The sequence below is a fragment of the Flavimaribacter sediminis genome, assembly GCF_019492055.1.
Classification (GTDB): domain Bacteria; phylum Pseudomonadota; class Alphaproteobacteria; order Rhizobiales; family Rhizobiaceae; genus Flavimaribacter; species Flavimaribacter sediminis.
On sequence record NZ_JAICBX010000002.1, the window covers coordinates 407052 to 430604 of the forward strand.

General features: G+C 59.5%; 19 protein-coding genes. 3 read left to right on the forward strand and 16 right to left on the reverse strand.

Annotated elements, in window-relative coordinates:
• Positions 1 to 31: 31 nt before the first annotated feature.
• From K1W69_RS10115 to K1W69_RS10130, 4 genes are all read right to left on the reverse strand, one after another.
• A complete protein-coding gene (locus tag K1W69_RS10115) occupies positions 32 to 2143 on the reverse strand; it encodes an ABC transporter permease (protein WP_220228243.1) in 2112 nt (703 codons plus the stop codon).
• Between the two features lie 13 nt (positions 2144 to 2156).
• The gene (locus K1W69_RS10120) at positions 2157 to 3143 is read right to left on the reverse strand and encodes a sugar ABC transporter substrate-binding protein (protein WP_220228244.1); all 987 of its coding nucleotides are present in this window, start codon (positions 3141 to 3143) and stop codon (positions 2157 to 2159) included.
• Positions 3144 to 3209: 66 nt separating this feature from the next.
• Positions 3210 to 4220 carry an ABC transporter permease gene (locus K1W69_RS10125; protein WP_370688226.1) on the reverse strand — a complete coding sequence of 337 codons (1011 nt, stop codon included), beginning with the start codon at positions 4218 to 4220 and terminating at the stop codon, positions 3210 to 3212.
• Position 4221: 1 nt separating this feature from the next.
• Entirely contained in the window at positions 4222 to 5544 is a 1323-nt protein-coding gene (locus K1W69_RS10130; RefSeq protein ID WP_502793608.1) for a hydroxymethylglutaryl-CoA reductase, degradative, read from the reverse strand.
• 121 nt (positions 5545 to 5665) lie between these two features.
• On the opposite strand from K1W69_RS10130, the gene K1W69_RS10135 reads away from it, so the two are divergent.
• A complete protein-coding gene (locus K1W69_RS10135) occupies positions 5666 to 7033 on the forward strand; it encodes an aminotransferase-like domain-containing protein (RefSeq protein ID WP_220228246.1) in 1368 nt (455 codons plus the stop codon).
• Positions 7034 to 7075: 42 nt separating this feature from the next.
• Positions 7076 to 7960, forward strand: coding sequence for a hydroxymethylglutaryl-CoA lyase (locus K1W69_RS10140; protein WP_220228247.1), 885 nt, complete (start codon positions 7076 to 7078; stop codon positions 7958 to 7960).
• 86 nt (positions 7961 to 8046) lie between these two features.
• On the opposite strand, the gene K1W69_RS10145 is transcribed toward K1W69_RS10140, so the two are convergent.
• The 12 genes from K1W69_RS10145 to K1W69_RS10200 all read right to left on the reverse strand — a co-directional run bounded on the left by K1W69_RS10145 (position 8047) and on the right by K1W69_RS10200 (position 22287).
• The gene (locus tag K1W69_RS10145) at positions 8047 to 9066 is read right to left on the reverse strand and encodes an aldo/keto reductase (protein ID WP_220228248.1); all 1020 of its coding nucleotides are present in this window, start codon (positions 9064 to 9066) and stop codon (positions 8047 to 8049) included.
• A gap of 14 nt (positions 9067 to 9080) precedes the next feature.
• Positions 9081 to 10049 carry an ABC transporter permease gene (locus K1W69_RS10150; protein ID WP_220228249.1) on the reverse strand — a complete coding sequence of 323 codons (969 nt, stop codon included), beginning with the start codon at positions 10047 to 10049 and terminating at the stop codon, positions 9081 to 9083.
• 8 nt (positions 10050 to 10057) lie between these two features.
• Positions 10058 to 11629 carry a sugar ABC transporter ATP-binding protein gene (locus K1W69_RS10155; RefSeq protein ID WP_220228250.1) on the reverse strand — a complete coding sequence of 524 codons (1572 nt, stop codon included), beginning with the start codon at positions 11627 to 11629 and terminating at the stop codon, positions 10058 to 10060.
• Positions 11626 to 12879, reverse strand: coding sequence for a sugar ABC transporter substrate-binding protein (locus K1W69_RS10160; RefSeq protein ID WP_220228251.1), 1254 nt, complete (start codon positions 12877 to 12879; stop codon positions 11626 to 11628). The genes K1W69_RS10155 and K1W69_RS10160 overlap by 4 nt, the downstream gene beginning before the upstream one ends.
• A 184-nt stretch (positions 12880 to 13063) precedes the next feature.
• Positions 13064 to 13981 carry an alpha/beta hydrolase gene (locus K1W69_RS10165; protein ID WP_220228252.1) on the reverse strand — a complete coding sequence of 306 codons (918 nt, stop codon included), beginning with the start codon at positions 13979 to 13981 and terminating at the stop codon, positions 13064 to 13066.
• 44 nt (positions 13982 to 14025) lie between these two features.
• Entirely contained in the window at positions 14026 to 16047 is a 2022-nt protein-coding gene (locus tag K1W69_RS10170; protein WP_258570976.1) for an alpha-ketoacid dehydrogenase subunit alpha/beta, read from the reverse strand.
• Positions 16044 to 16817, reverse strand: a complete 774-nt coding sequence (locus tag K1W69_RS10175) for an SDR family NAD(P)-dependent oxidoreductase (RefSeq protein ID WP_220228253.1) — start codon at positions 16815 to 16817, stop codon at positions 16044 to 16046. The genes K1W69_RS10170 and K1W69_RS10175 overlap by 4 nt, the downstream gene beginning before the upstream one ends.
• The gene (locus K1W69_RS10180; protein ID WP_220228254.1) at positions 16814 to 17599 is read right to left on the reverse strand and encodes an SDR family oxidoreductase; all 786 of its coding nucleotides are present in this window, start codon (positions 17597 to 17599) and stop codon (positions 16814 to 16816) included. The genes K1W69_RS10175 and K1W69_RS10180 overlap by 4 nt, the downstream gene beginning before the upstream one ends.
• Positions 17600 to 17615: 16 nt before the next feature.
• Complete coding sequence (locus tag K1W69_RS10185; protein WP_220228255.1) at positions 17616 to 18608, reverse strand: ABC transporter permease; 993 nt, start codon at positions 18606 to 18608, stop codon at positions 17616 to 17618.
• Entirely contained in the window at positions 18605 to 19600 is a 996-nt protein-coding gene (locus K1W69_RS10190) for an ABC transporter permease (protein WP_220228256.1), read from the reverse strand. Before K1W69_RS10190 ends, K1W69_RS10185 begins: the two co-directional genes overlap by 4 nt.
• A complete protein-coding gene (locus K1W69_RS10195; RefSeq protein ID WP_220228257.1) occupies positions 19578 to 21056 on the reverse strand; it encodes a sugar ABC transporter ATP-binding protein in 1479 nt (492 codons plus the stop codon). The genes K1W69_RS10190 and K1W69_RS10195 overlap by 23 nt, the downstream gene beginning before the upstream one ends.
• 112 nt (positions 21057 to 21168) lie before the next feature.
• On the reverse strand, positions 21169 to 22287 hold the full coding sequence (locus K1W69_RS10200; RefSeq protein WP_220228258.1) for a sugar ABC transporter substrate-binding protein: 1119 nt from the start codon (positions 22285 to 22287) through the stop codon (positions 21169 to 21171).
• A 204-nt stretch (positions 22288 to 22491) separates the two neighbouring features.
• Here K1W69_RS10200 and K1W69_RS10205 point away from each other — a divergent pair, with 204 nt between their 5' ends.
• Positions 22492 to 23502 carry a LacI family DNA-binding transcriptional regulator gene (locus K1W69_RS10205; RefSeq protein ID WP_220228259.1) on the forward strand — a complete coding sequence of 337 codons (1011 nt, stop codon included), beginning with the start codon at positions 22492 to 22494 and terminating at the stop codon, positions 23500 to 23502.
• Positions 23503 to 23553 lie beyond the last annotated feature (51 nt).

Sequence of the window (23553 nt, forward strand, 5' to 3'; positions counted from 1 at the left end):
TTTGCAATCCAGGACGAAAGACCTGACATCATCACGCGCCCCAATAGTCCTGGTGGATCGTCCAGTCCGGATCGGCGTTATCGACGCGGACACGTCCGATGCGATTGTTCGAAACGCCGCCGAGATAAAGCCAGCCCCTGTGTTCGCAGGTCGACGTGATGGAGGGGTGGTTTTCACCGGCCTTGTCCCAGTAGCTGCCGATGATGTGACCCACTTCGGAAACCTGTAACACGCAACCGCGGTTGATATTGGGAAACATCCATTCATCCGATGCGATGCGTTTCGCCATGCGCCGTCGGAACGCCGGCTTGCGCATCGCAAGATCGAAGGTCTTCGTCCGCATGCCCAGAAGCGCGACCCAATATGTGCCGTTGGACCCCCGGTTGATGTTGTCCGGATAGCCCGGCAGGTTGTCCATGAAGATTTCCACCCGGCCCTTGTTCGGCCCGTCGAACCAGTAACGGCTGATCCTGCAGGCCCAGGTTTCCGCAAACAGCAGCGACTGTCCATCCCGGCACATCGTGATGCCGTTCGGGAAGATCAGGTTGCGCAACACAGTGCGGGTCGTGCCGGTGCGTGGATTGTAACAGATCAGCCTGCCGTTGCCGCGCCCCTCGAGAGCGTCGACGGCCCATTCGGACATGTCATAGCGTATCGTCGCTTCGCTGAAGAAGACCCGTCCGTCCGGCGCGATATCGAGGTCGTCCGGCAGGCGCAGTCGTGAATCGTCGATGATCGACAATAAACTTCTGTTTGTCTCGTCAGTGACCTTCTCGACCGCGCCTTGCGGCGTCACCCGGTAGACGCCCATTCCACCGACACAGGTCAACAGGTCTCCTTCAGCCGAAAAGGCCAGACCCAGCGGATGGCCGCCGATCCGGGCAAAAACCTCGTGGCGCTCGAAGTCCGGACCGAAGAAGCGCACGATATTGCCGTGCCGGGTGCCGGTATAGAGATTTCCGTCACGATCCAGGATGACATCCTCCGGTCCCTCGACCGCTCCGAGACCGATGAGATCGACATCGCCCAGTTTGTCGTTGACCGCCAGATAGGCGTCGTCGCCCGGATCAGGGCGCTCCTGCAATGGTAGATAGGTCGGCGAGACGTAGACCTTGCTCAGAATCTTGCCGCGGTTCTTGATCCATTTCCTGTCGAACAGCACCGCCGCCACCAGAACGAGGCCCAGGATCAACTGATTGACCGACCCCGGCATGGACAGCCGGATCAGGCTGTTCGACAGGATGAGGACAAGTACCGTACCGATGATGGCGTTGCCGACCGAACCGCGACCGCCACCAAGCGACACGCCCCCCAGAACAACTGCGGTCAATACGGTGATTTCGAGCCCGATACCGGTATCCGCGCCCGTGCTGCCAAGGCGGGCCGAAAACAGGAAGGCGGCCGTCGCCGTCAGAAGACCGGAGACGACATAGGCCATGCAGACCGTGAACTTGACGTTGATTCCGGCGTTGTAGGCGGATCGCCGGGCGCCGCCCACAGCCCGCAGCCGCCAGCCCGGGCGAAGGCGCGAAAGCCCGATATGCAGGACAATCGCGATCACCGCGAAAATCAGGAAAGAAACCGGCACGCCGAAGAAGTCGCCGAAACCGATCAGGTCCCACAACGCCGACGTCGGAAAGCTGCCGACGATGGCGCTGGCGAGCCGCGGAAAGATGATATCGTATAGCGCCCTGAAAATGACGAGTGTGACGAGCGTCGTAATGAACGCCCGGAGGCGAAGATACCCGATGAGCACTCCATTAAGCAGCCCGCACAGGAGTCCGGCCGCAAGCGTAGCGGCAAGAGAAACGCCGATCGGCAGGCCGGCCACATTCATGCAGGTAAGCGCCGTCAGCACGCACAGTGCGAACATGGAACCCACTGACAGGTCTATGCCGCCAGACAGGATCACGACGGTCATCGCAAGCGCGATCAGTCCCATTTCCGAGACCTGGCGGCCGAGGTCGGCCATATTCCCGGCTGAAAGATAGCCGGGAATAAGGATTGTCATGATGATCACGGTGACCGCCAGAGCCAGGGCGGGAATGACGTTGTCGATCCAGCTCTTGGTCAGCAACTCTCCCAGCAGCCGGTCGGGTATGAGCCGGTAGCGAAGGGTAAGCAGTTCGTCTTTGGCGGCCATCGGTGACGAATGCCTAACGGATCTCGTCGAGCGTCCAGCAATTGCGCTGGTTCACATTGTCTTTGGTGATCTGCGTCAGCGGATTGAAATACAGCGCCTTGTTTTCGCCGGCCTTCGTCTCCGAGAGCAGGAGGCGAGCTATTTCAGCGTTCAGTATGTCGCCCTGCAGCGGTACATTGTAACTGATGTAGAGATCGAACATGCCGTTCTCGACATTCTCGCAGCCGACGCGATTGCCGCCGCCGCTGGTGACGAGGAAGACCTGATCCCCCTTGCCGGCCTGCTCGATTGCCGAAGCTGTACCGGTGTCCTGGTTGTCCCAGATGCCGATAGCGCCGCAGAGATCAGGATGCTGCTGAAGGACGGTTTCCATGATCGAGCGGGCCTTTTCCGGATTGTATTCCGTCGCCTGCTGGGAAACGACCTCGATTTCCGGATGCTGGTCGAGGACCTTGTAGATGCCGTCTAGCTGGAATACGTCAGATGCGGCGGTCGGCACGCCGGTATCGATGGCGACCTTGTTGGAAGATCCCTTGCCTTCGCCGCAGCGTTCGACGACGGCTTCAGCCGCTTGCTTGCCGATCTCCGTCCAGTCGGCTCCGACATATGAATCGGTCTGCGTGTTCGATTCCAGATTGATCTGTACGACCTTGATGCCCTTGGCCTGGGCTTGGGCCAACAGCCGGGCATAGGACTGGATGTCCGGATTATGGGCTACGATGAGATCGGGCGCCTCGCCGATGAGCGACTGCAGCGCACGCGTTCCCGCATCGGTGCTCCAGGCCGGATCCCGGATCTGGAAATCGTAATTGAGCCGGTCAGCCTGCGCTCGCATACGGGCGGCCCAGCCCTCTGTCAGATCGAAGCCCATGGAAAGAGGAAGGAATACAACCTTCTTGCCTTCGAGCGTTCCGTGAAACGACGTGCTGCGAGGGTTTTCCAGACCCTTGTTCTGCGCGAGAGTGGCCGTCGCGGTTACCGTAGCGACCAGTGCCGCCATGGCTGTTATTCCCAAATGTCCCAATTTCATTCCAGATCCTCCCTTGGTTGTGACTGGATTGGTTTCTCAGAGGTCACCCTGCTGAGATGTCTGCTCGTCTCGCGGATTGATGAGCGAGTCGATTACAATGGCCAGCAGCAGAACCACGCCCTTGACGAGGTTCTGGATGGTGTAGTCGATGTTCAGGATCGTCATGCCGTTCAGAAGGATGCCGACGAAAATGGTTCCGAGAATCACGTTCCTGACCTTGCCGTGGCCGCCGCTCAGGCCGATGCCGCCGAGCACGACCACCAGCAGGATGTCGTAGATCATCGTTGAATTGAAAAGCCGCGCGTTGATGGCCGAGGTCGAGGAGGCCAGGATGAGCCCGGCGCCATAGGCGACGATGGCGCTGACCGCGTAATGGGCGACGACCATGGGCCGCACCGGCACGCCGGTTATCCGCGACGCCTCGGGATTGTTACCCATTGCGTAGGTTAACCAACCGAAGCGGGTGCGACTGAGTATAAGATGCACGACAACACAAAGCACGCCGAAGGTAAGGACTGTGACCGGAATGCCGAAGATCTGCGCCCGGCCGAAAAAAGAAAACCATTCGTATCCCGGCGGAACATTCTGCATTTCGAGCTTGAAGAAAAATGTACGGCCGAGACCGTAGATGATCGAACCGGCCGCCAGCGTGGCAAAAATCGGCGGCACCTCGCCAAAGGCAATCAGAATCCCGATCGCCATCCCCGCCGCTAGAGCAAACAGGCCGCCGACAACCAGGGCCAGTTCCAGGTCCAAGCCGCCACGGGTCAGCACGAAGGCCCATGCTACCGACACGACCATCGTCGCGATCATCGAGACGTCTATTCCGCGCCCGATGACGACGATCGCCATTCCGAGCGCCAGAATGCCCAGGATCGATACGCTACGCACCAGAGCGAGGAGATTCCCGGGACTGAGGAAAGACGGCAGGAAGAGCGAAAAGCCGATAAACGCAAGTACGGCAAGCATCAGCACGATGCCTTCCTGGCTCTTCGCCAGATTGGCAAAGAGCCAGGCGCCGTCGCGATTGGCTTTGGCGGCGCTCACCTCAATCGTCTCCCCGGCCGGAAAGTTCTGCGAGGATTTCTCGGGCACGATCGACCCTGACATCGTGATCGGCCGCAAGGCGAGCCGCCACCTCGTCGATCTGGGTTCCCGAGGCGCCGGCAACGATAGCAATGTTGCGGGCATGCAGCGCCATATGGCCTCGCTGTATCCCTTCGGTCGCCAATGCCCGCAATGCGGCCATGTTCTGTGCAAGGCCGAGAGCGGCTGCGATTTCGGCCAGTTCCCGCGCGCTCGACACGCCAAGCAGTTCCAGCGCGGCCTGCGCGGCCGGATGGGTTTTCGTGGCGCCACCCACAAGGCCGACGGCCATGGGTAGTTCCAGTGTGCCGACGAGATTGCCGCTGCTGTCACGTTCCCAGTTGCTGAGCGACGTGTAGCGACCGGTTCTCGCCGCCCATGCATGGGCGCCTGCCTCGATGGCCCGCCAGTCATTGCCCGTGGCGACGATAAGCGGGTCGATACCGTTCATAATTCCCTTGTTGTGGGTTGCTGCCCGATACGGGTCGACGATGGCAAGCGCGCAGGCTTCCACGATGCCGGTGGCGATTCGCTCCCCTGAATACTCCTTCGTCGCAAGTGCATCGACACCCAGTTCCACCCGCGCCCGCGCAAGTCTCAGATCGGCGAGATTGGAAAGAATACGCAGACGCACCTCGCCACGCGAGATCTCCTCGACCAACGGCGCCACCATCTCGGCCATCGTGTTAACCGTATTGGCTCCCATGGCGTCGCGGACATCGACCAGCAGGTGCAGGACGATCATCGGACCGACAGGCGAATGTTCGAAAACATGAACCTCGATATCGCGGCAACCGCCACCGAGTTCAACGAGGACCCTGTCCCTGGTGTTTGCAACCTCGATCAGCCGGTCGCGCGCTTCTATCAGCCGCTGGCGTGCACCGTACGGATCTTTGAGGGACAGCACCTGGATCTGCGCACGCATCACCGGAGAGGTGCTAGATGTGTGGAAGCCTCCGCAGCCTCTTGCGATGCGCGCCATATAGGACGCGGCAGCGACAACGGAAGGTTCTTCTACAGCCATCGGCACCAGATAGTCGCGGCCGTTTATCGTGAAATTCGTCGCCACGCCGAGAGGCAATTCGAACGTGCCGACGACGTTTTCGATCATCCCATTCGCGAGTTCGACCGGCAGGGCGCCGCCGCTCAGCATCTTTTGGCTGGCCTGGTTCAACCCGGAAATTCCACCGAGCTTGCGGATACGTTCAGCGGGAGACAGATTGCGGAAATTCTCGATCCGCGAGACCGGACGCTCCGAATGTGCGCCGTCAGAAATCCTCTCCACCAACTCATCCTCCCGAAAGTTGCTTTTTGAATTTGGTTAAGTAATAGATACACAACCCATAAAGAAAAGGTACAGTCAAAAGAAACACTTTCAAACTGTACCATTATACGGAAGAGGCGGCATGACGCTTACGGACACCATCGTCCAGTCTTTCAGGGAGCGAATCCGAAACAGCGAACTGAAGCAGGGGGACAAGCTGCCGTCCATCCGCAAATCCGCACAGGAATTCGGCGTATCCAAGAACACCGTCGTCGAGGCGTATGACCGACTGCTAGCCGCCGGAATGATCACATCCAGGCAGGGTTACGGCTTCACGGTCGTCGACACTTCCCGCCAGTCGCCGAATGCACGCCTCAAGCACGTCACCGAAGCTGTGGACGTGGTATCCCTGCTGAGCGCCCAGTTGGAACAGAGCTTCACGATCCGCGTCGGAGACGGACGTCCGCCGCCGTCATGGACGGAGCAGTCCGAAGTGCGCCGATATCTCAACCGGGCGCAGAAGTTCGGCAATGTCGACCGCGACGGTTACGGCAGCGCAATGGGACTGCCAGAACTCAGGGAGCGCCTTGCCTTGGACATCACCCGACGTGAAGTCGCTGTGGATCCGGATCAGATTCTGCTCACCTTCGGCGCCAATCACGCGCTTGACCTGATCATCCGCCATTATCTTGCGCCGGGGGACACCGCCTTCGTCGACGAGCCCGGCTACTATCCGCTGTTTGCGAAGCTGAAGCTCGCACAGGTCAACATCGTTGGTATAAAACGGCAGCCGTCAGGTCCTGATATCGAGGATCTGGAAGCCAAGACCAGGCGCTACAAGCCGAGGCTGTTCTTTACCCAGTCGACAGGACACAATCCGACCGGAGGATTCACGAACCTGCCTACCGCTCACGCTTTGCTAAACATCGCTGCGAAAAACAAGTTCCTCGTGGTGGAGGACGAACCCTTCAGCGACCTGCCCGGCATTCAGGGAACCGGGCTGATGCCGCTCGACCAGCTTGAAAACATCATCTATGTCGGCACGTTCTCCAAGACGCTTTCAGCGAGCTTGCGTTGCGGGTTCATTGCCGCAAGATCCGATATCGTCAGCGATCTGGCGGAGCTGAAAATGCTGACCACAGTGAACAGTTCAGGCCATATCGAGCATCTGGTCCACGGGCTTATCGCGGAAGGTCATTATTCGCGCCATCTCAAGCGGTTGAGCCAGCGCATCGCGCGGACAACAGAGAAAGTGATGGCAAATCTCGACCGGCTCGGTCTTACGACGTTCAGCCCGCCGGGTGGCGGCTACTATCTTTATCTCAACCTCCCCGACCATGCGCTCGACATCGATCTGGCTAAGGCTGGCGCCCGCGAAGATATCCTCATCGCACCGGGCAGCGTTTTCTGTGCCGACACAGACCACGGCTCGAGCGGCATCCGGATCAACATCGCCCGCGCGGATTCGGCGAGATTCTATGATTTCCTCAAGCGGCATCTGCTGAGCTAGCAGACCGGCGCATCTCCGTTCCTTTCAGCAGGAGTGAATTCTTTGGCAGAGCACGTCACAATCTTCGAAGTCGGGCCGCGCGACGGCCTGCAGAATGAAAAAAGGCCTGTAAGGACCGAAGACAAGATAGGGCTCGTGGACCTCCTTTCCGCGTCTGGCCTGCCGAAGATCGAGGCAACGAGTTTCGTCAGCCCAAAATGGGTTCCGCAACTTGCCGACGCCGCAAATGTGATGGCAGGCATTCAAAGACACGAAGGTGTCCGTTACGCCGTGCTCACTCCCAATTTGAAAGGCTTCGAGGCGGCGGTGGACGCCAGGCCGGACGAGATCGCGATTTTCGCCTCCGCATCCGAGGGCTTCAGCAGGAAGAACATCAACTGCACGATCCAAGAGAGCCTGGAGCGTTTCAGGCCGGTACTAACTGCCGCGAAATTGCGGGCCATTCCGGTGCGCGGATACATTTCCTGCGTCACGGACTGCCCGTATGACGGTCCGACGCCTGCCGAAAACGTCGCCGCGTTGGCCGGGCGGCTTCTCGACATGGGATGCTACGAAATCAGTCTCGGGGACACGATTGGCGCGGGAACGCCTGAGTCCGTCGCACGGATGCTCGACGCGGTCCTGTCAGTGGCGCCGCCCGAAAGGCTGGCCGGCCACTTCCACGACACATGCAACCGTGCGCTGGACAACATCGAAACTTCTCTCGAACGGGGCTTGCGGGTTTTCGACGCCGCAATTGGCGGCCTCGGCGGATGCCCCTACGCTCCAGGAGCTACGGGAAATGTCTCAACGGAAAGCGTCAATGACCTGCTCGAGGAAAAGGGCTATGATACAGGCATCAACAAAGTGAAGCTTGAAGAAGCCAAACGATTTGCACATCGTTTAACTCGCTCCAAGAGGTCGCGCCTCGGCCTAACGCCTGTTTAAATCAATCTATGACATCCTTGATTTCACCAAGTTCCGTTTGTTAGTTGTGCGACCGAGACATCATTGCGGAATTTGGGTATGTCGCATCACGCTGGCGTAGGTGCGTTGTCACGTATCAGACCCTCGTTTTTCAGATCCGTCCAGAAATCGGCCGGAATCTCTTGATTTATAAGGGCGACGTTCTGGTCCAAATGGCTTTTCGTTCGTGTTCCCGGGATATTGGTCGAGATCGCCGGATGCGCCAGAACGAATTGTAGCGCTGCTGCCGCAAGCGGAATCTCGTAGCGTTTGCACACGGCCTCGATCTTCGAAACGCGTTCGAGGATATCGGGCTCGGCCTCGCTGTAGTTGTAGTGCGCGCCCTTGACGGCGCCCGTAGCCAGAATACCACTGTTAAAACCGCCTCCAAGGACGATTGCAACATCTCGTTCCTCGCACAGCGGCAGGAAGGTGTCGAGCGCGTCCTGCTCGAGCAAGGTATATCTGCCGGCCAGAAGGAAACAGTCGAAATCGCGTTCGCGGAGCGCCGCCTCGCAGACCTGCCACTCGTTGCAGCCCACACCTATCGCCTTGACAACACCTTCCGAACGCAGCTTTTCCAATGCCTTGAAACCGCTGTCCATGGCGGTGCGGAAATGTTCCTTCTGCTGTTCTGGCCCATGCGAGAACACATCAATATCATGTATGAACAGTGTGTCGATCCTGGATACGCCGAGCCGCTGCAGGCTGTCCTCGAAGGAACGCATGCAACCATCATAACTGTAATCATGTACGACCTCGAAAGGCGGCATGTCGACCCAGAAGAACGAGGTGAGGTTGCCTTCCGGTACAGGCTTCAGCAATCGGCCGACCTTGGTCGACAGCACATATTCGTCCCGCGGAAACTTGCGGAGCGATTCCCCCAGCCTGTGTTCAGACAGGCCGTGGCCGTACATGGGGGCCGTATCGAAGTACCGCAGCCCGGCGTCCCAGGCGTGCTGTATCACGTCACGCACATCCTGTTCCGGCACGGCACGGAACTGGTTTCCGATCGGCGCCGTGCCAAATCCCATAGCGGTGACCTCGAGACCCGTACGTCCGAATTTCCGCTTTTGTGATGCCTTCATGACAACCTCCCTGACTACTTGATGAATGGGTATTTGGAACGGTCGATCGTCAAGGAGACCGCCAGAATGATGACGATCCCCTTGACGATGTCCTGGGTGAAACTGTTGACTTCGGTGACGTCCATACCGTTGGTCAGAATTGCAATGACGAGGACGCCGAGGAAGGTCCGGTGCGGACCTCCGACGCCACCGGACAGGGCGGTGCCTCCCATGACCACGGCAGCGATGGAATTCAGCAGAAGGCTGCCACCGGCCGTCGGCGTACCCGCGCCAATCTGGCCCGTCATCACGACGCCCGCAAATCCGCAGATCGCGCCTGCAAGCGCAAAGGTCAGAACCTTGTAGAATATTACCGGCACGCCAGCATTCGCGGCGACGATCTCTCCGCCACCGATTGCGTATAGATAACGTCCAAGCTTGGTGTAGAAGGCGACGATGGTGAGGATCAGCACGGCGATGAGGGCAAACCAGATGACGTTCGGAATGCCGAGCAAATAGGTACCGTTCACGATATCGGTCAACGACCCGTTCATGAACAGGATCGACTGGCCCCTGGATATCTGGTTCGATACGCCCGACAAGACAGACAGCATGCCAAGCGTGACGAGAAATGAAGGCACCTTGAGCGCGGTCACGAGTCCGCCATTGATGAGACCGACCACGGCGCCTGCTCCGACCGATATCAACGTTGCGCCAAGCGCACCATACTGATCGACAGTGAGAGCGGCGAGAATGCCGGTCAGGGTGACCTGTGCTCCCACGGACAGGTCTATGGATCCGATCAGGATCACTACCGTTCCGGCCAGCGCCACGATCAGCAGGACGGCGGACTGACGGCCGATATTGATCGCGTTGGCGTACGAGAAGAACAGCGGATTGACGTAGGTGAAATATACAATCAGAACGACAATCGCCACCAATGGCAGCAAGATCGTACGAAGGTTGATGTCTGCGGTGATATTCTTAGTACCCGTACCGGTCATCACAGTTCCTAGAGCATGGCAGCCACGACATCGACTTCGCGCGGCTTGTCTTCTTTCGGTGCATCGAAAATGGCTGAAACTTTCCCCTGCCGGAGCACCAGGATGCGATTGGACAGTCCAATCAACTCGGGCAGATTGTCCGAGACGAGCATGATCGCGCCGCCGTTGGCAGTGATTTCCCGCATCAGCCCGTAAATGTCTTCCTTTGCACCGACGTCGAGGCCGCGTCCTGGATCGTCGAGCACCAGGATGCGCACACCGCTCGCAAGCCACTTGGCGAAAACGATCTTCTGCTGGTTTCCACCGGAAAGCGTCCTGCAGCTTGCTGCAGGTCCGGAAGCCCGTACCTTTAGCCGGTCAATCCACTCCGTGGTCAGGCGGCGGCTCTTCGATTGGGAGATCAGACCCAGAAGGCCCAAGCCGAGTTGCTTGAGGTTGGGCAATGTCAGGTTCCACTCGACACTGGCGGTGCCGATAATGCCTTCGGCGTGGCGTTCCGCCGGAACATAGCCGATACCCTGGCGGATGGCGCTCTGCCGAGATCCGGCATCCAGCACAGTACCGAACGCGTCAACGCGGCCTTCGTCCTGGCTGTCGGCCCCGGCAATGATGCGTGCAAGCGACGACTTGCCCGATCCCAGAACCCCTGCGATTCCAAGGATCTCGCCTTCATGGAGATCAAGCGAAACACCTTCGAGGTGCCCCTCGCGCATGATGTTTTCGGCATGCAGGACTACCGTGTCCGACGGGTTGCGCTGGATCGCCTCGCGGTAATATTCCTCGTTTCTCTGACGCCCGACAATCAACTCGTGTAGTGCGGGCTCATCGATCGAGTCGATGGGCCGCTGGTCGATCACTTCGCCATCCTTGAGGGCGACTACCTCGTCGCACGTTGCAAAGACATCTGCCAGGCGATGCGAAACCAGTACGAAGGATGCCTGCGAACGCCAGCGTCGGATCCCCTCGAACAGCTTCTCGGCCTCCAGGTCCGAAAGAGCGCTTGTCGGCTCGTCCAGCAGAATTATCGGCTCGACCGGATAAACCCGTTTCAAGGCGAAGGCCTTTGCAATCTCCACAAGCTGCCGCTGACCGAAAGTCAGTGAACCGGTCAGGCTGGTCGGGCTGACATCGATCTGCAATTCGTCGAGAACCTGTTTCGCCTCGTCGATCATCGCCTTGCGCAGCAGCCAGCCGCCGACGGCAAACCTTTTTTCCCGGCCAAGGAAGATATTCTCGAAGACAGGTATGTTGGGTATGAGCCCCTGTTCCTGGAAAACAGTGGCGATGCCGTTTCGCGACGCTTCCGTCGGATGACCGAACCGGACGTCCGCACCATTGATCCTGATCGATCCGGAATCCGGTCGGACGGTGCCGTTGACGATCGACAGAAGCGTGGACTTTCCCGCGCCATTCTCGCCCACGAGGCCAATCATCTGATGGCGCTGCAGAGTGAAGCTGACATCGGAAAGCGCGCGTACGCCCGGATAGGATTTGGAGACGCCGCGAAGTTCGAGTGCGGGCGCTGCGGGGGACCGACCGTCGGTCGATCCCTCGTCAGCCGTCGCAGTCGAAGTCGTCATTTGAATGGGCCGGACTTGTAGTGATCCGCATAGAGCTTCGTTACCGCATCGAACTCGGCCTGCCAGTCACCGGACTTGTAGGCTTCATTCAGGTTCGACTCACCGTCCTGGCCTGCCCAGTGCGTGAACGGATCTATCGGATAGATATTGTTCTGCGGATCCCAGGAGTCGGGATTGAGCGTCCGGCTCATTTTCTTGAAATCAAACGGCAACTCGGCCGCCTTGTAGATCTTCTCGTCGATCTCGGCAGCATTTTCCGCCGTCGCCGTAAGCGATCCGGTATAGAGAAGCCGTTCGGCAAGCTTGGGTTTCCAACCGTTGAAGGCGTCGAACAAGGTCACGGCCGCAAAGCCGGCCTGGTACGGGGCCAGCGATGTGTTGGTCGCAACATACTGTCCGCCTTTCGCCACTTGCTGGAGACCTTCGGACAGTCCGTCAATTCCGGCGATCTTGACGTCAGTCATATTACGTTCTTCCAGTACGCTCAGCGCACCGAGCGCCATGGAATCGTTCTGGGCGAAGACCGCCTTCATGTTGGGATAGGCCGTCACCATGCTGAGCATGACGGTACGGGCCTTTTCGCGGACCCAGTCGCCACGCGGATTGCCGACGAGCTTGATACCCGGGAACTCCGCTGCCGCCTTTTCCACACCGGCCGTGCGAGCGTCGTCCGTCGGCGTGGCAAGTCCCTTGATGTGGACGACTTCGCCTTCCCCGCCGATCGACTCGAACAGAACCTTGGCAACCTGGTATCCGGCCTCGACGGAATTGGCCGTCATGTAGTTGATAAAGTGATCGCCGACATCTGGCGGCGTGAACCATGCCGGAATTTCCCAGACGGACGTGTAATAGATGCCGTTTTCCTGGCAAAGCTTGGCGATCATCGGAACTTCACCCGCCGCGATCACCGTATTGATCAGCATGTTGACGCCCTGGGTCGGCAAGCCTCGTACCTGGGAAATTTCCCGGGCCGTATCGTTGTCGTGGTAAAGTTCCACCTGCTCTGTTCCGAGCGCTGGCGCAGTTGCCTGAAAACCCTTGATAAATGCTGCCCAGTAGTCATTGGCCGGCGTAGCAACGAGCGTTGCCGCCTTCCCGGTTGCAGCCAGCGCAGTACCATCCAGGCCGCCCAGGGCCAGACCAGCCGGAACACTGACACCAGCCGCCGCCGCGAGTTGCATGAACACCCGACGCGAGATTGGATTGCGGATTTCGGATCCCGCCTTCAGGATAGATTCTTCATCAGACATTACGGTTCCTCCCGTTGATGCAATCGATTGCATTTTCGATCAAAAGTATGAGCCCTGCCAATTTTCAGGGCAGCGATAGTCAACTGTTCAGTCGATTGTCTCCTCCGACTTCAGTTATCTTGCAATGAAAGAAAGCAGCTTGTCAATCGATTGCATAGCCGCTTTCGGCAAGATTCTTGCGTGTTCAGGGTTTCAGAGTTTCCACGAACCAGGCCGTCGCCATCTCGGCGGCCTTCTCCACCTTCGACTTGTCAGAATAAAGCGTCATGTGACTGGTGTGCGGCAGCACTTCGAGCTTCTTCTTGTTCGTTGGAATCCGGTTGAACGCATTGATCTCGAGGTCCCACAGCGTCAGGTCGTCGCCTTCCGCGACGATCATCAATGTCGGCGTGTCGTAGATACGCTTGACGAACGGACCGACGTCGTAGTTCAGCAACAGGTCGACCGACTCCACCGTGCTCTTGTTCTGATACAGCGGCGCTTCCGTTTCCTTGATCTGCATGAAGGTGCGGACCGTTTCCGGGAACGGCCAGGACGAGATCTCCTTCGAGGAATCTTCCGTCGCATGCGGAAGGTAGAGCCGTTCGCCGGGCTTCTCGTAGCGCAGGGCCCGGTCCTTCAGGATCAGATCCCAAAGCGCCCGGTATTCCATCGTGCCGTGGGCGCGACGCATGTTCTCGTATCCGTCGACCACCGGAATCTGGCTGACGATCGCCTTGATGCGGGGATCGGTTGCGGCAAGGATCAGCGCATGGCCGCCGGAATAGGAGATGCCCCAGACGCCGAGCCGGTCCGGATCGACGTTCTCGTGGCGCTCCAGGAAACTCAGCGCGTTCTGGTAATCGCGGATCTGCGCCCAGGGGTCGAGGTGCTGGCGGTTGTCGCCGTCCGATACGCCGAGATTGCGATAATCGAAGATCATGGCGTTGACGCCGGCCTCGGCGAAAGCCTTGGCATAGACCGGCATGACGATCTCGCGGACATAGCACCAGCCGCCGGCGAGCACCACAGTCGGCCGTTTCTCCGTCGGGTGGCCACGATAGAACCAGGCCCGGCAGGTTGTCCCTTCCGACTGGAATTCGACATCCAATCTTTCGACCATTTCACTCTCCTTCTTGTCTCATCGTGAATTGTCTTTTTGAATTGCTAATCCCGGTAACAGACATTGCGCGCAGCTTCGGCGATCCCGTCCGCATTCGGGATCAGCGCGCGCTCAAGCTTCGCGTTGTAGGGCATCGGCACTTCCTCCATACCGATCCGCGCAACGGGCGCGTCCAGATAGTCGAAAGCCTGTTCCATGATCTGCGCGGAAATCTCCGCGCCACATCCATAGGATCGCCAGGCTTCGTGCACGACCACACAACGATTCGTCTTGCGGACCGATCCGATGATCGTATCCATGTCCAGGGGACGCAGCGTACACGGATCGATAACTTCCGCCTCGATACCTTCGCGCTCCAGCGTCCGCGCCGCGGAAAGGGCGGCATCGACCATCGCCATTGTGGCAACGATCGTCACATCCTCGCCGGGTCGCTTGATGTCCGCCTTCCCGACGGGCAGGGTGTAATAGGCTTCGGGAACCTCACCGTTGCTGCGCTGATAAAGAAGCTTGTGTTCGATGAAGACGACCGGATTGTCGTCCGCGATCGCGGCTGCGAGAAGACCCTTGGCGTCAAACGGGTTCGAGGGTGCGATCACCGTCAAACCCGGTATGAAGGCAAACCAGCTTTCAAGGGATTGAGAGTGCTGGGCGGCCAGCCGGAGACCCCCGCCTTGCGGACCTCTGACCACCAGCGGAACGCTGGTCTCGCCGCCGAGCATGAACCGCAGCTTGGCTGCCTGGTTGACGATCGCATCCATCATGTGGGTGATGAAGTCGAAAAACTGCACCTCGACGACCGGCCGCAGTCCCGTCAGCGCCGCTCCGACCGCGGCATTGATCATGGCATTTTCCGATATCGGCGTGTCGCGAACCCGTTCGGCGCCGAACGCTTCGTAAAGCCCTGCGGTGCACTGGAACAGCCCGCCGATCCTGCCTATATCCTCGCCGAGCAGGATGACGCTGTCGTCCCGTTCCATCGACTGGTGAAGGCCTTCGCGGATCGCCTCGACGTAACCGATCGTCCGGCCTGACGCAGCCGGAGCAGAAACGTCGGTTCGAGCAGGCTTCTGCACTGCATGAGGCAATATGTCTATTGTCGGTTCGGCAGCTTCCATGGCGCGTTCGACAGCCGCGTCGAGTTCGCTGTCGGCGCGGTTTCTGAATTCATGCAGTGCCGCATTTCCCACCTGCCTTTCTGAAAGCAGCCTTTCCGCATGAAGGATCGGATCGCGGTCGCGACGCCAGCTTTCCTCCTCCTCCGCCGAGCGGTAAGATGGAAGATTGCTGCGCATGGAATGCTCGCCCCAACGATAGGTCATGCATTCAATCAGGCTTGGTCCGTCTCCCGCCCGCGCACGTTCGACGGCGGCTCCGACCGAAGCCATCACGGCCGAGATGTCGTTGCCGTCGATTGTTTCGCCGGGAATTCCGTAGGCCTGTGCGCGCGCTGAAATCTGCGGGACGGCCGAAGCCTGCTCAACGCCGAGCGACAGCCCGTACTGATTGTTCTCGCACAGGAAGATGACGGGAAGCTTCCAGAGAGCGGCCAGATTGAGCGATTCGTGAAAGATGCCCTCGTTGGCAGCGCCGTCGCCAAAGAATGAGACGCAAACCTGATCGGCGCCACGGATCCGCGCGGACAGTCCGGCGCCGGTTCCGATACCGATACCGGCTCCCACGATGCCGTTGGCGCCGAGTACGCCGCGTTCCAGCGCCGCGATATGCATCGAACCACCGAGCCCGTGACCGTATCCGGTTACGCGGCCGAGCAGTTCGGCCATCATCCGTTCCGTATCGGCGCCTTTGGCGATGCAGTGGCCATGGCCACGATGGTGGGACACGATATAGTCGTCGGGACCGAGCACCGCACAGGCGCCCACGGCGATCGCCTCCTGGCCGACGCAGGAATGCGCGGTCCCCTTGATCGTACCGGAATCGAACAGCGCTTCGGCACGCTGTTCAAATCCCCGTATGCGCAGCATATCGACATAGCAGCGTTCCAGTACATCGGTATCCGGAGGAGATTCCGGTGTCTTGCTGCTATCCCGATATGCAGTGACGGTCATGAGAACAGGCAACCACCATTCACATCAATGGTCGCACCAGTGATGTAGTTGCTGTCCGGTCCGGCAAGGAAGTTGATCGCGTCCGCAATCTCCGAGGGATAGGCGGCACGTTCCAGCGGAATCTTGTCCCACTCTGTCTTCTTCATTTCCTCGAAGCTGATGCCACGCTTCTCCGCTTCCTCAGTCAGCGCATCCAGATGCATGCTCGTCGCGACATTGCCGGGGGCCACCGTGTTGACGCGAATCTTGTCCTTCGACAATTCGTCCGCGGCGGTATGGGTCAGCGAGATCAGACCAGCCTTGGACGCGCAATAAGCGCCGAAGAAGCCGTGCCCGCTCTTGCCATACCAGCTCGAGACGGTGACGATCGCCGCACCGTCAGCAGCCTTGAGCGCCGGGATGAAATGCTTCATCAGAAGCATATTGGCCCGCAGATTGATGTTGAAGACGCGGTCCCATTCCTCGATGGCGAGCGTTTCGATGGCGCCTACTTCCTGAAGCACACCCGCCACCAGGGCAAGCAGCTTCAATGGCGCGCCGATCTCGGCCACGGCGTCGTCGATCTCTCCGTAGGTGGAAGGATCGGTGATGTCGGCGGCGACGCCCAGAACCTTTTGGTCTCCGGATGTCTGTGTCGATGCGGCGACGTCTTTGATCGACTCATCGCGGTCGACCAGGACCAGCGACCAGCCTTCCTTGAGGAGACGTTCCGTGGTGGCCTTGCCGATGCCTCCGGCTGCGCCGGTCAGCACTCCCGTACGCGCACTCATTGCAGGATCATCCCGCCGTCGATCAGAACCACCTGACCGGTCATGTAGTCGCTCTGCGGCGACCAGAGGAACTGGACGGTTCCCACGACATCGGCAGGTTTGGCGACGCGACCGAGCAGAATCTGGCCGGCGAGCGCGCCCATGGCCTCACCGGGAGCGGAACTTGCTCCCATAGCCAGCAGGTCGGCGTCGAGTTTTTCCCAAAGCGGCGTGTCGACGACGCCGGGACCGAATGCATTGACGGTGATGCCCTTGTCTGCCAGAGCCCGGGCGCCGGCCTGGGTCAGGCTGATGACCGCAGCCTTGCTCGCCGAATAGGGAGCGAAATCCGGGAAACCGGACCGGCCCGCAATCGACGCGGTATTGATGATCTTTCCCTTGACACCATCCTCGATCATGGCTTTGGCAGCTTCCTGTATACCGATCAATACGCCAAGCGAGTTCACCTCGAGTATTGCCCGCCAGATATCCTCACTTGCCTCCAGGAAGGGTTCCGGCTTGTTAAAGCCGGCATTGTTGATCATCACGTTGATCGATCCGAACGTTTTGCGGCAAGCATCGACGGCGGCCTTCACCTCGGCCCGCTTGGTCACGTCCGTTCTGGTAAAGATGACCTTGTCTCCGAATTCCTTGGCAAGTTCATCGACAGTCTTGCTACCCGCATCCGGATCGACATCCGCTATGACGACACCGAATCCGTCCTTCAAAAGGCCCAATGCCAGTTCGCGTCCGATGCCGCGTGCCGCGCCGGTGACGACGGCGCCTCCTTTTCCATTGCTCATGTCTTTACCTCCATTGTCATTGTTGGGTTTGGATCGACCCCGGATCGGCCCTGGACCCGGCCGCAGCCGCCTGTCTTCGCCGACCGAGGCCGTAGTCGAGCAGCAGCATGGCGAGCAGGATGCCCCCGACTGCTATGCTTTCGAATGAACCGGGTATGCCGCCGAGGGCGACGGCTGAAGAGATCAGCCTGATGATCAGCGCCCCGAGCAGAACATTTATGACGGTGCCGCGACCACCTTCCAGCGGAATGCCCCCGACCACCGCAACGGTGATCCCGGCAAGCAGGAAACTCTCGAAACCGAGACCGGAAGCCGAACCTGAACGCAAGGCGGCGAGAATGCCCGCAATCGCCCCCAAAATGGCGGACCCCGCGAAGGCCGCCATATAGACGCGGCGTGTGGAAATGCCCGAGCCACGCGCCCGCTCGACATTGCCGCCCACGGCATACATGGAAAGGCCGAGCCTTGTCTGCCGCATCGCCAGTCCGACGATCCCGATAATGACGAGACAAATGACACCGAGTAGCGTGAGGGGACCCCATTGCGCTACCAGCGCGTCGGAAATCCAGAACATCTCGAACGGCAGGATGGCCGGACGGTCCGGTGTCATCATCAGCGCGAGACCACGCAGGCCGATCAGCATGCATACGGTCAGCACCAGCGAGTTCACCCCGGTCCTGTCGATGATATATCCGACCGCGCAGCCATACACTCCGGCGACCGCAAGAGCGATGACGATGCCGAGCGCGATCGACACGCCTGCCAGGGACAATGCGATGATCGCCGCAACGGCAGCAACCGAAGCAACGGCCAGATCGAGTTGACCGACCACCATGGTAAGCATGATTCCTGTGCCGATGAGACCGATGAGGCCGACATTCTCGATGATGGACCCGGCATTCGGCACCGAGACGAAGCCCGGAATGGTCGCGGAAAGTCCGAGGACGAGAAGTACGCCGATGGCGAGCCGGACCTGGAAGTTCGCGTCCTTGAGGAAATTGGCGTTCATCGGCTGCGATTCCTCAGTACAGTCATGAAGATGAGCACGGCCCCAGCCAGAAGGCCTTTCAGCAATTCGCGCGCTCCGGCGTCGACGCCGAGCAGAAGCATGACGTTGCTGAGCATGGTCAACACGATGGCGCCGTAACCGGCGCGCCAGAGCTGGCCCTCGCCGCCCTGGATGGCGATGCCGCCGACGAGAACGGCGGCAACCACATCGATGGTCAGGCCGCGAAACATGTCGCTCTTGGCCTGCGACACCTGCCCGACGACCAGGATACCAACGATGGCTGCGGCAAGGGCTGCCACAATGAAGGCGATCATGACGATCCGTTTCGTCGGGATACCGACGAGTTCCGCAGCTTCGGGATTGGCTCCGGTTAGAACGAGCTGCCTGCCGATCTTCGTTCGTGACAGGAGAAACGAGCCGATGGCAACAAGGATCAGGAATATGATCGCCTGGTTGGGGACGCCGAAAGTGGTTCCGCCGCCGAGCCAGGCGATGGGATTGGGGTTGAGCGTGATCGTGCGGTTGTCGGCCAGCAGCACGACGGCGCCGAAGAGGGCCGATCCGAAGGCGAGTGTCGTGACGATCGGGTTGAGTCCGCGCGACACGAGATAGCCCTGGATGAGCCCCAGCAGGGCCGACACCAGCAAGGCAGCGAGCATGGCAAGGGCAACCGGGGTTCCGGCGGAATAGAGCGCGGCGAAGACATAGGCGGACGTCACCGCCTGCTGCTCTATCGAGAGGCTGACGAATTTGCCGCAAATGGTGATGGCCGCCACGCCGATGGCTGCGATACCCGTGATCGCCGAGGCCTGCACGATGGCGATGAGGTTTGGCGCCGTCCCGAAACCGTCGATCGTCAAGGCCGCGAGCACGCCGAGCGCGATGATCGGGATGAAGGGAGTCAGATCCCTCAGCCACTTCCTTTCGGCCGATTTCTCATCAGCCCCACCCTGCCCGTAGGACGCCGGGCTATCTGCTTTCAAGTCCGCCATGAGTTATCCAGGTTGCGAGTGTGTCGCGGGAAAGCTCTCCCGTGGGTGCTTCGTGCACCATCCGGTTTCCGTGAAAGATCAGTACGCGCTCGCCGAAGCCGAGCACTTCGTCGAGGTCGGAACTGGCGAAGAGTACCGCCATCCCCTCTTCCGCCAGACTGCGAAGCAATGCGTAGATTTCCGCCCGCGCGCCGATATCGACGCCGCGTGTCGGCTCCTCCAGAAGCAGGACCTTCGGGTCGTTGGAGAGCCATTTTCCGATGGATACCTTCTGCGCGTTGCCGCCAGACAGCGCGCTCACCTGCCTGTCGCGATAGGCTGGCAGAATGGTCATTCGCTCGGCAATGCCGTCGACGGATTTCCGCATCCGCTGGGGACTGACGAAACCCCAGATACCGGTAGCCGCCAGGGCCGGCGCGCTAAGGCTCTCCCAGACCGGGCGATTGTTGAAGAAGCCGTCATGCTGGCGATCTTCGGAGCAATAGGCGACACCGTCGATGACAGAGCGCGCCTTGCCGTTCGCGCTTCCGAAATACACCTTGCCCGACCGCGTCTCGGAGATTCCCGAGATCGCCCTCAAGGGTTCGACAAGACCGCTTCCGAGTTGCCCGCACGTTGCGACCACTTCACCGGGACACACGGAGATGGAGAGGGGCTGGACCAGATCGTCCGTGGTCACGCCCTCCAGCCGGACAATCGGTTCCGGCCGCTGTCCGGAATACTCGACGCGCGGCGGGTAGAGTTCTTCCAGTTCCCGGCCGATCATCGCATGGACAACGCGATTGATGCTGGCGTCCTGCGTCTCGAACCGGTCGGCCAGTTGCCCGTTTCGCAGCACCACCACATCGTCGCAGATCTCTTCCAGCTCGTTCAGGCGATGGGTGATGTAGAGAATGATCTTGTTTTCCGATGCGAGCCGGCGCACGGCCTCGTGCACCAGTTCGATATCGTGGTCGGCAAGGGCGGCCGTCGGTTCGTCAAGGACCAGAACCTCGGCATCCTGAGCCAGCATCCGGGCGATTTCCACGAGCTGCCGCTCACCGATGGTAAGATCCGAGACGGGCGCATTTGCAGGAATCCGGCCGAGGCCCAGCCGTTCGAGATAGGGCTTGCACCAGTCGGCTGCACGCCGGCGGTTGAGCAGCCGCGACGAATGGGCGAGCAGGAAATTCTCCGCGACCGTCAGATTGGAAAGAACGCTGATTTCCTGCTGGACGACGGCGATGCCCGACCCGAGAGCCCGCTCCGGTGACGATAGATCGACCGGCGATCCGTCAAGGTTCACTTCGCCAGACGAGGGCGAAATCAATCCGGAAAGAACCTTGACGAGGGTCGACTTGCCGGCGCCGTTCTCTCCGAGAAGCGCAGTGACCCTACCCCTTTCGGCGGAGAAACTGACGCCGGAGAGCGCCTGTACCGGTCCGTAAGCCTTTGAAAGATTTTCGATCTCAAGCATGAGTAGTCGCACCAGACCAGTATCACTGCAAATGGATGTCCGAGTACGGCGGCACTCCGCGCGACAAGGATAAGTTTGGAGGGCCGCCCGAAGACGGCGCTCCATTCACGCATCAGTAGACGCAGTGGTCCTGGAAAGTCTCACCCCAGAGCTTGAATTCCGCCAACTTGTCTTTTGCTGTGGCCGGATCGGTTCCGACGACTACCTGCGGATTGGGGATGATGTTGATCTTGCTCGGCGCGGAATTAAATTCGGGCCGCGCATCCGCATCGTCGGGCGCAATGAAGGTGCCTTCCTCTACGGTTTCGCCATATTCGAAGTAGCGGGCCACCACATTGATGGAGAACCAACCTTCGAGGCCGGCCGACTGTACGCCGGTGGCGAATTCCTTCGCGGATTCGAGCGCCGAAATGTCAGCAATACAGGTCGCGCTGAAGAGCAGCACGTCCTTGCCGGGAACCAGACCGACTTCCTCAAGAGCCTGAACCGCGCCCGTTACCGGGCCGTCGGAACCGCCATAGACGAAATCGATGCCGCCGCTGCGGATGCTCGGGATGAGCTGGCTCATGGCCTTGTAGCCGCTGGCGTTGTCAAATCCCGCATACTCCGAAGCAACCACATTGAACGGCGCATCCTTGGTGGCTTCCAGGAAGCCCCTTTCACGGTCATCGCCGGCGGAATAACCGGGGATGAATTTCAGGATGACGAGATTGCCGCCCTCGCTGGAAAGTTCACCACCTTGAGCGAGAAACGCCTCGCGTGCGGCCAGCGCGTTCTTGCCGCCGACCTGTCCGTTGAAGACATCATCGACCCCGGCATAGGCCACGACCATGTTCTCTGCTTCGGGACGAACGGCCTGATTGACCTGGAAGACCGGCACATCGGTGCGGCTCAGACGGCGCAAGGTTGCGAGCCCCGCCTGGTTGTCGGCGGGCCACCATACATAGGCGACCGGCTGGTTGGGCGAATTGATGCGCTGCTGGGCCTGCGCGTCCTGCTCGGTTTGATCGAAATTGTTCTCGATGATCGTGAGCTTGTAGTTGGCTTCCTCGGCAGCCTTTTCGGCGCCGCGGATCCACTGTGCCAGATAGGCATTGCTGCGGCTCGGCATGAGCACCACGATTTCCTTGCCTTCACCGTCCAGCTTGCCGTCCGGCTCCTGGGCGTTGGCTGAAAGCGGCAACGCCATCATCAGCGACGCTGCGATCGCGAGGATAGATTTTCTAAGCATAAGCACCTCCCTGCTCCCTGTTGATAACTGGATGCATAATTGCCCAATAATGCCTTGTCAATCGATTGCAATATCAATTATCAATCGATTGCATAATTTCTCGTGCAGCTATTGTATGATTGCCAAAGATATTCATGTCATTTGATATGTGGGCAGAACGACCGATGCTGGCGGGGACCGGCGCAGCGGGGAGGACAACAGCAGATGAGACGACCGAGTATGAAGGAGCTCGCCCAGCGTTTGGGAGTTGACAGGTCCACTATCTCGCGCGCTTTGAGCCAGGACAAAGCGCATCTCGTCGCTCCAGAGACACGCGAGAAAGTCCGGCGAATGGCGATCGACGCTGGATATCGTCCGGATCTGACGGCTGCGTCATTGCGCCGAGGAAGGTCTCAGACGATCGGCGTATTGGTCGCGGACCTCGAAAACGAGACCTTCATAAATGTCATCCGAACGTTGATCGCCTCACTGAATGTGGACGGAGTACCCGTGACCACACCCCTGATCGCGGAGACTCGCGACAAGCCGAATGCGGCCAGCCGGTTGATTGAAACCTTTCTTTCGCGGCGGGTCGATGCAATAATTTCGCTTGCTTCGACAGAAGCCGATGAGCGGGCGCTGGAAGACGCCTCACGCGAAGTTCCGGTTATCCTCGCAATCAGAACGCTCGCCGCTCTTAACCTTCCTTCGGCGCTGTGCGACGACCGCGAGGGCGGCGCCATGGTGGCGCGTCATCTCGTGGAGCGCGGACACAAGCTTGTCTGCCAGGTTCAGGGCCCTCCCCTCGCCACGACCTTTAAACTGCGCGCCCAGGGGTTTTCCAAGATCTGCGCCGACTTGGGCGTCAGGGAGGTGACAAAGCCGATATACACGGCTGAAGCGACGCCGACGGCAGGTAAAAAAGCGCTTGATCTGGTTTTTGATTGCGAGGAAAGGCCAACCGCGATTTTCGCCCACAACGACGCCATAGCAATCGGCGTAATCGAAGCCCTGAGAGAACGTGGACTCAGGGTTCCCGAAGACATGGCCGTCGCCGGTTTCAACGATACGAGACTAGCCCAAGTCCTCTCTACGCCTTTGACAACGGTAGCCTATCCGATCCGAGAAGTCGGCGAACACGCGGCGCTGCTTTTCCACTCTTTGATTGCAGGAGAAAAAGATGAAGCTGGCAGCAGGACATTTATGCCGGAACTTATCGTTCGCCGATCAGCCTGAAGACTTCATTGATCGACCGTGAAGTTCTGGTAAGTGAGCGATAACTAAAAC

Coding starts and splice junctions, on each gene's coding strand:
- K1W69_RS10195 (WP_220228257.1), bottom strand. CDS start 21,056: ATGCTTGAGATCGAAAATCTTTCAAAGGCTTACGGACCGGTACAGGCG.
- K1W69_RS10120 (WP_220228244.1), bottom strand. CDS start 3,143: ATGGCGGCACTGGTCGCTACGGTAACCGCGACGGCCACTCTCGCGCAG.
- K1W69_RS10190 (WP_220228256.1), bottom strand. CDS start 19,600: ATGGCGGACTTGAAAGCAGATAGCCCGGCGTCCTACGGGCAGGGTGGG.
- K1W69_RS10170 (WP_258570976.1), bottom strand. CDS start 16,047: ATGACCGTCACTGCATATCGGGATAGCAGCAAGACACCGGAATCTCCT.
- K1W69_RS10115 (WP_220228243.1), bottom strand. CDS start 2,143: ATGGCCGCCAAAGACGAACTGCTTACCCTTCGCTACCGGCTCATACCC.
- K1W69_RS10160 (WP_220228251.1), bottom strand. CDS start 12,879: ATGTCTGATGAAGAATCTATCCTGAAGGCGGGATCCGAAATCCGCAAT.
- K1W69_RS10175 (WP_220228253.1), bottom strand. CDS start 16,817: ATGAGTGCGCGTACGGGAGTGCTGACCGGCGCAGCCGGAGGCATCGGC.
- K1W69_RS10165 (WP_220228252.1), bottom strand. CDS start 13,981: ATGGTCGAAAGATTGGATGTCGAATTCCAGTCGGAAGGGACAACCTGC.
- K1W69_RS10180 (WP_220228254.1), bottom strand. CDS start 17,599: ATGAGCAATGGAAAAGGAGGCGCCGTCGTCACCGGCGCGGCACGCGGC.
- K1W69_RS10185 (WP_220228255.1), bottom strand. CDS start 18,608: ATGAACGCCAATTTCCTCAAGGACGCGAACTTCCAGGTCCGGCTCGCC.
- K1W69_RS10150 (WP_220228249.1), bottom strand. CDS start 10,049: ATGACCGGTACGGGTACTAAGAATATCACCGCAGACATCAACCTTCGT.
- K1W69_RS10135 (WP_220228246.1), top strand. CDS start 5,666: ATGACGCTTACGGACACCATCGTCCAGTCTTTCAGGGAGCGAATCCGA.
- K1W69_RS10155 (WP_220228250.1), bottom strand. CDS start 11,629: ATGACGACTTCGACTGCGACGGCTGACGAGGGATCGACCGACGGTCGG.
- K1W69_RS10145 (WP_220228248.1), bottom strand. CDS start 9,066: ATGAAGGCATCACAAAAGCGGAAATTCGGACGTACGGGTCTCGAGGTC.
- K1W69_RS10205 (WP_220228259.1), top strand. CDS start 22,492: ATGAGACGACCGAGTATGAAGGAGCTCGCCCAGCGTTTGGGAGTTGAC.
- K1W69_RS10200 (WP_220228258.1), bottom strand. CDS start 22,287: ATGCTTAGAAAATCTATCCTCGCGATCGCAGCGTCGCTGATGATGGCG.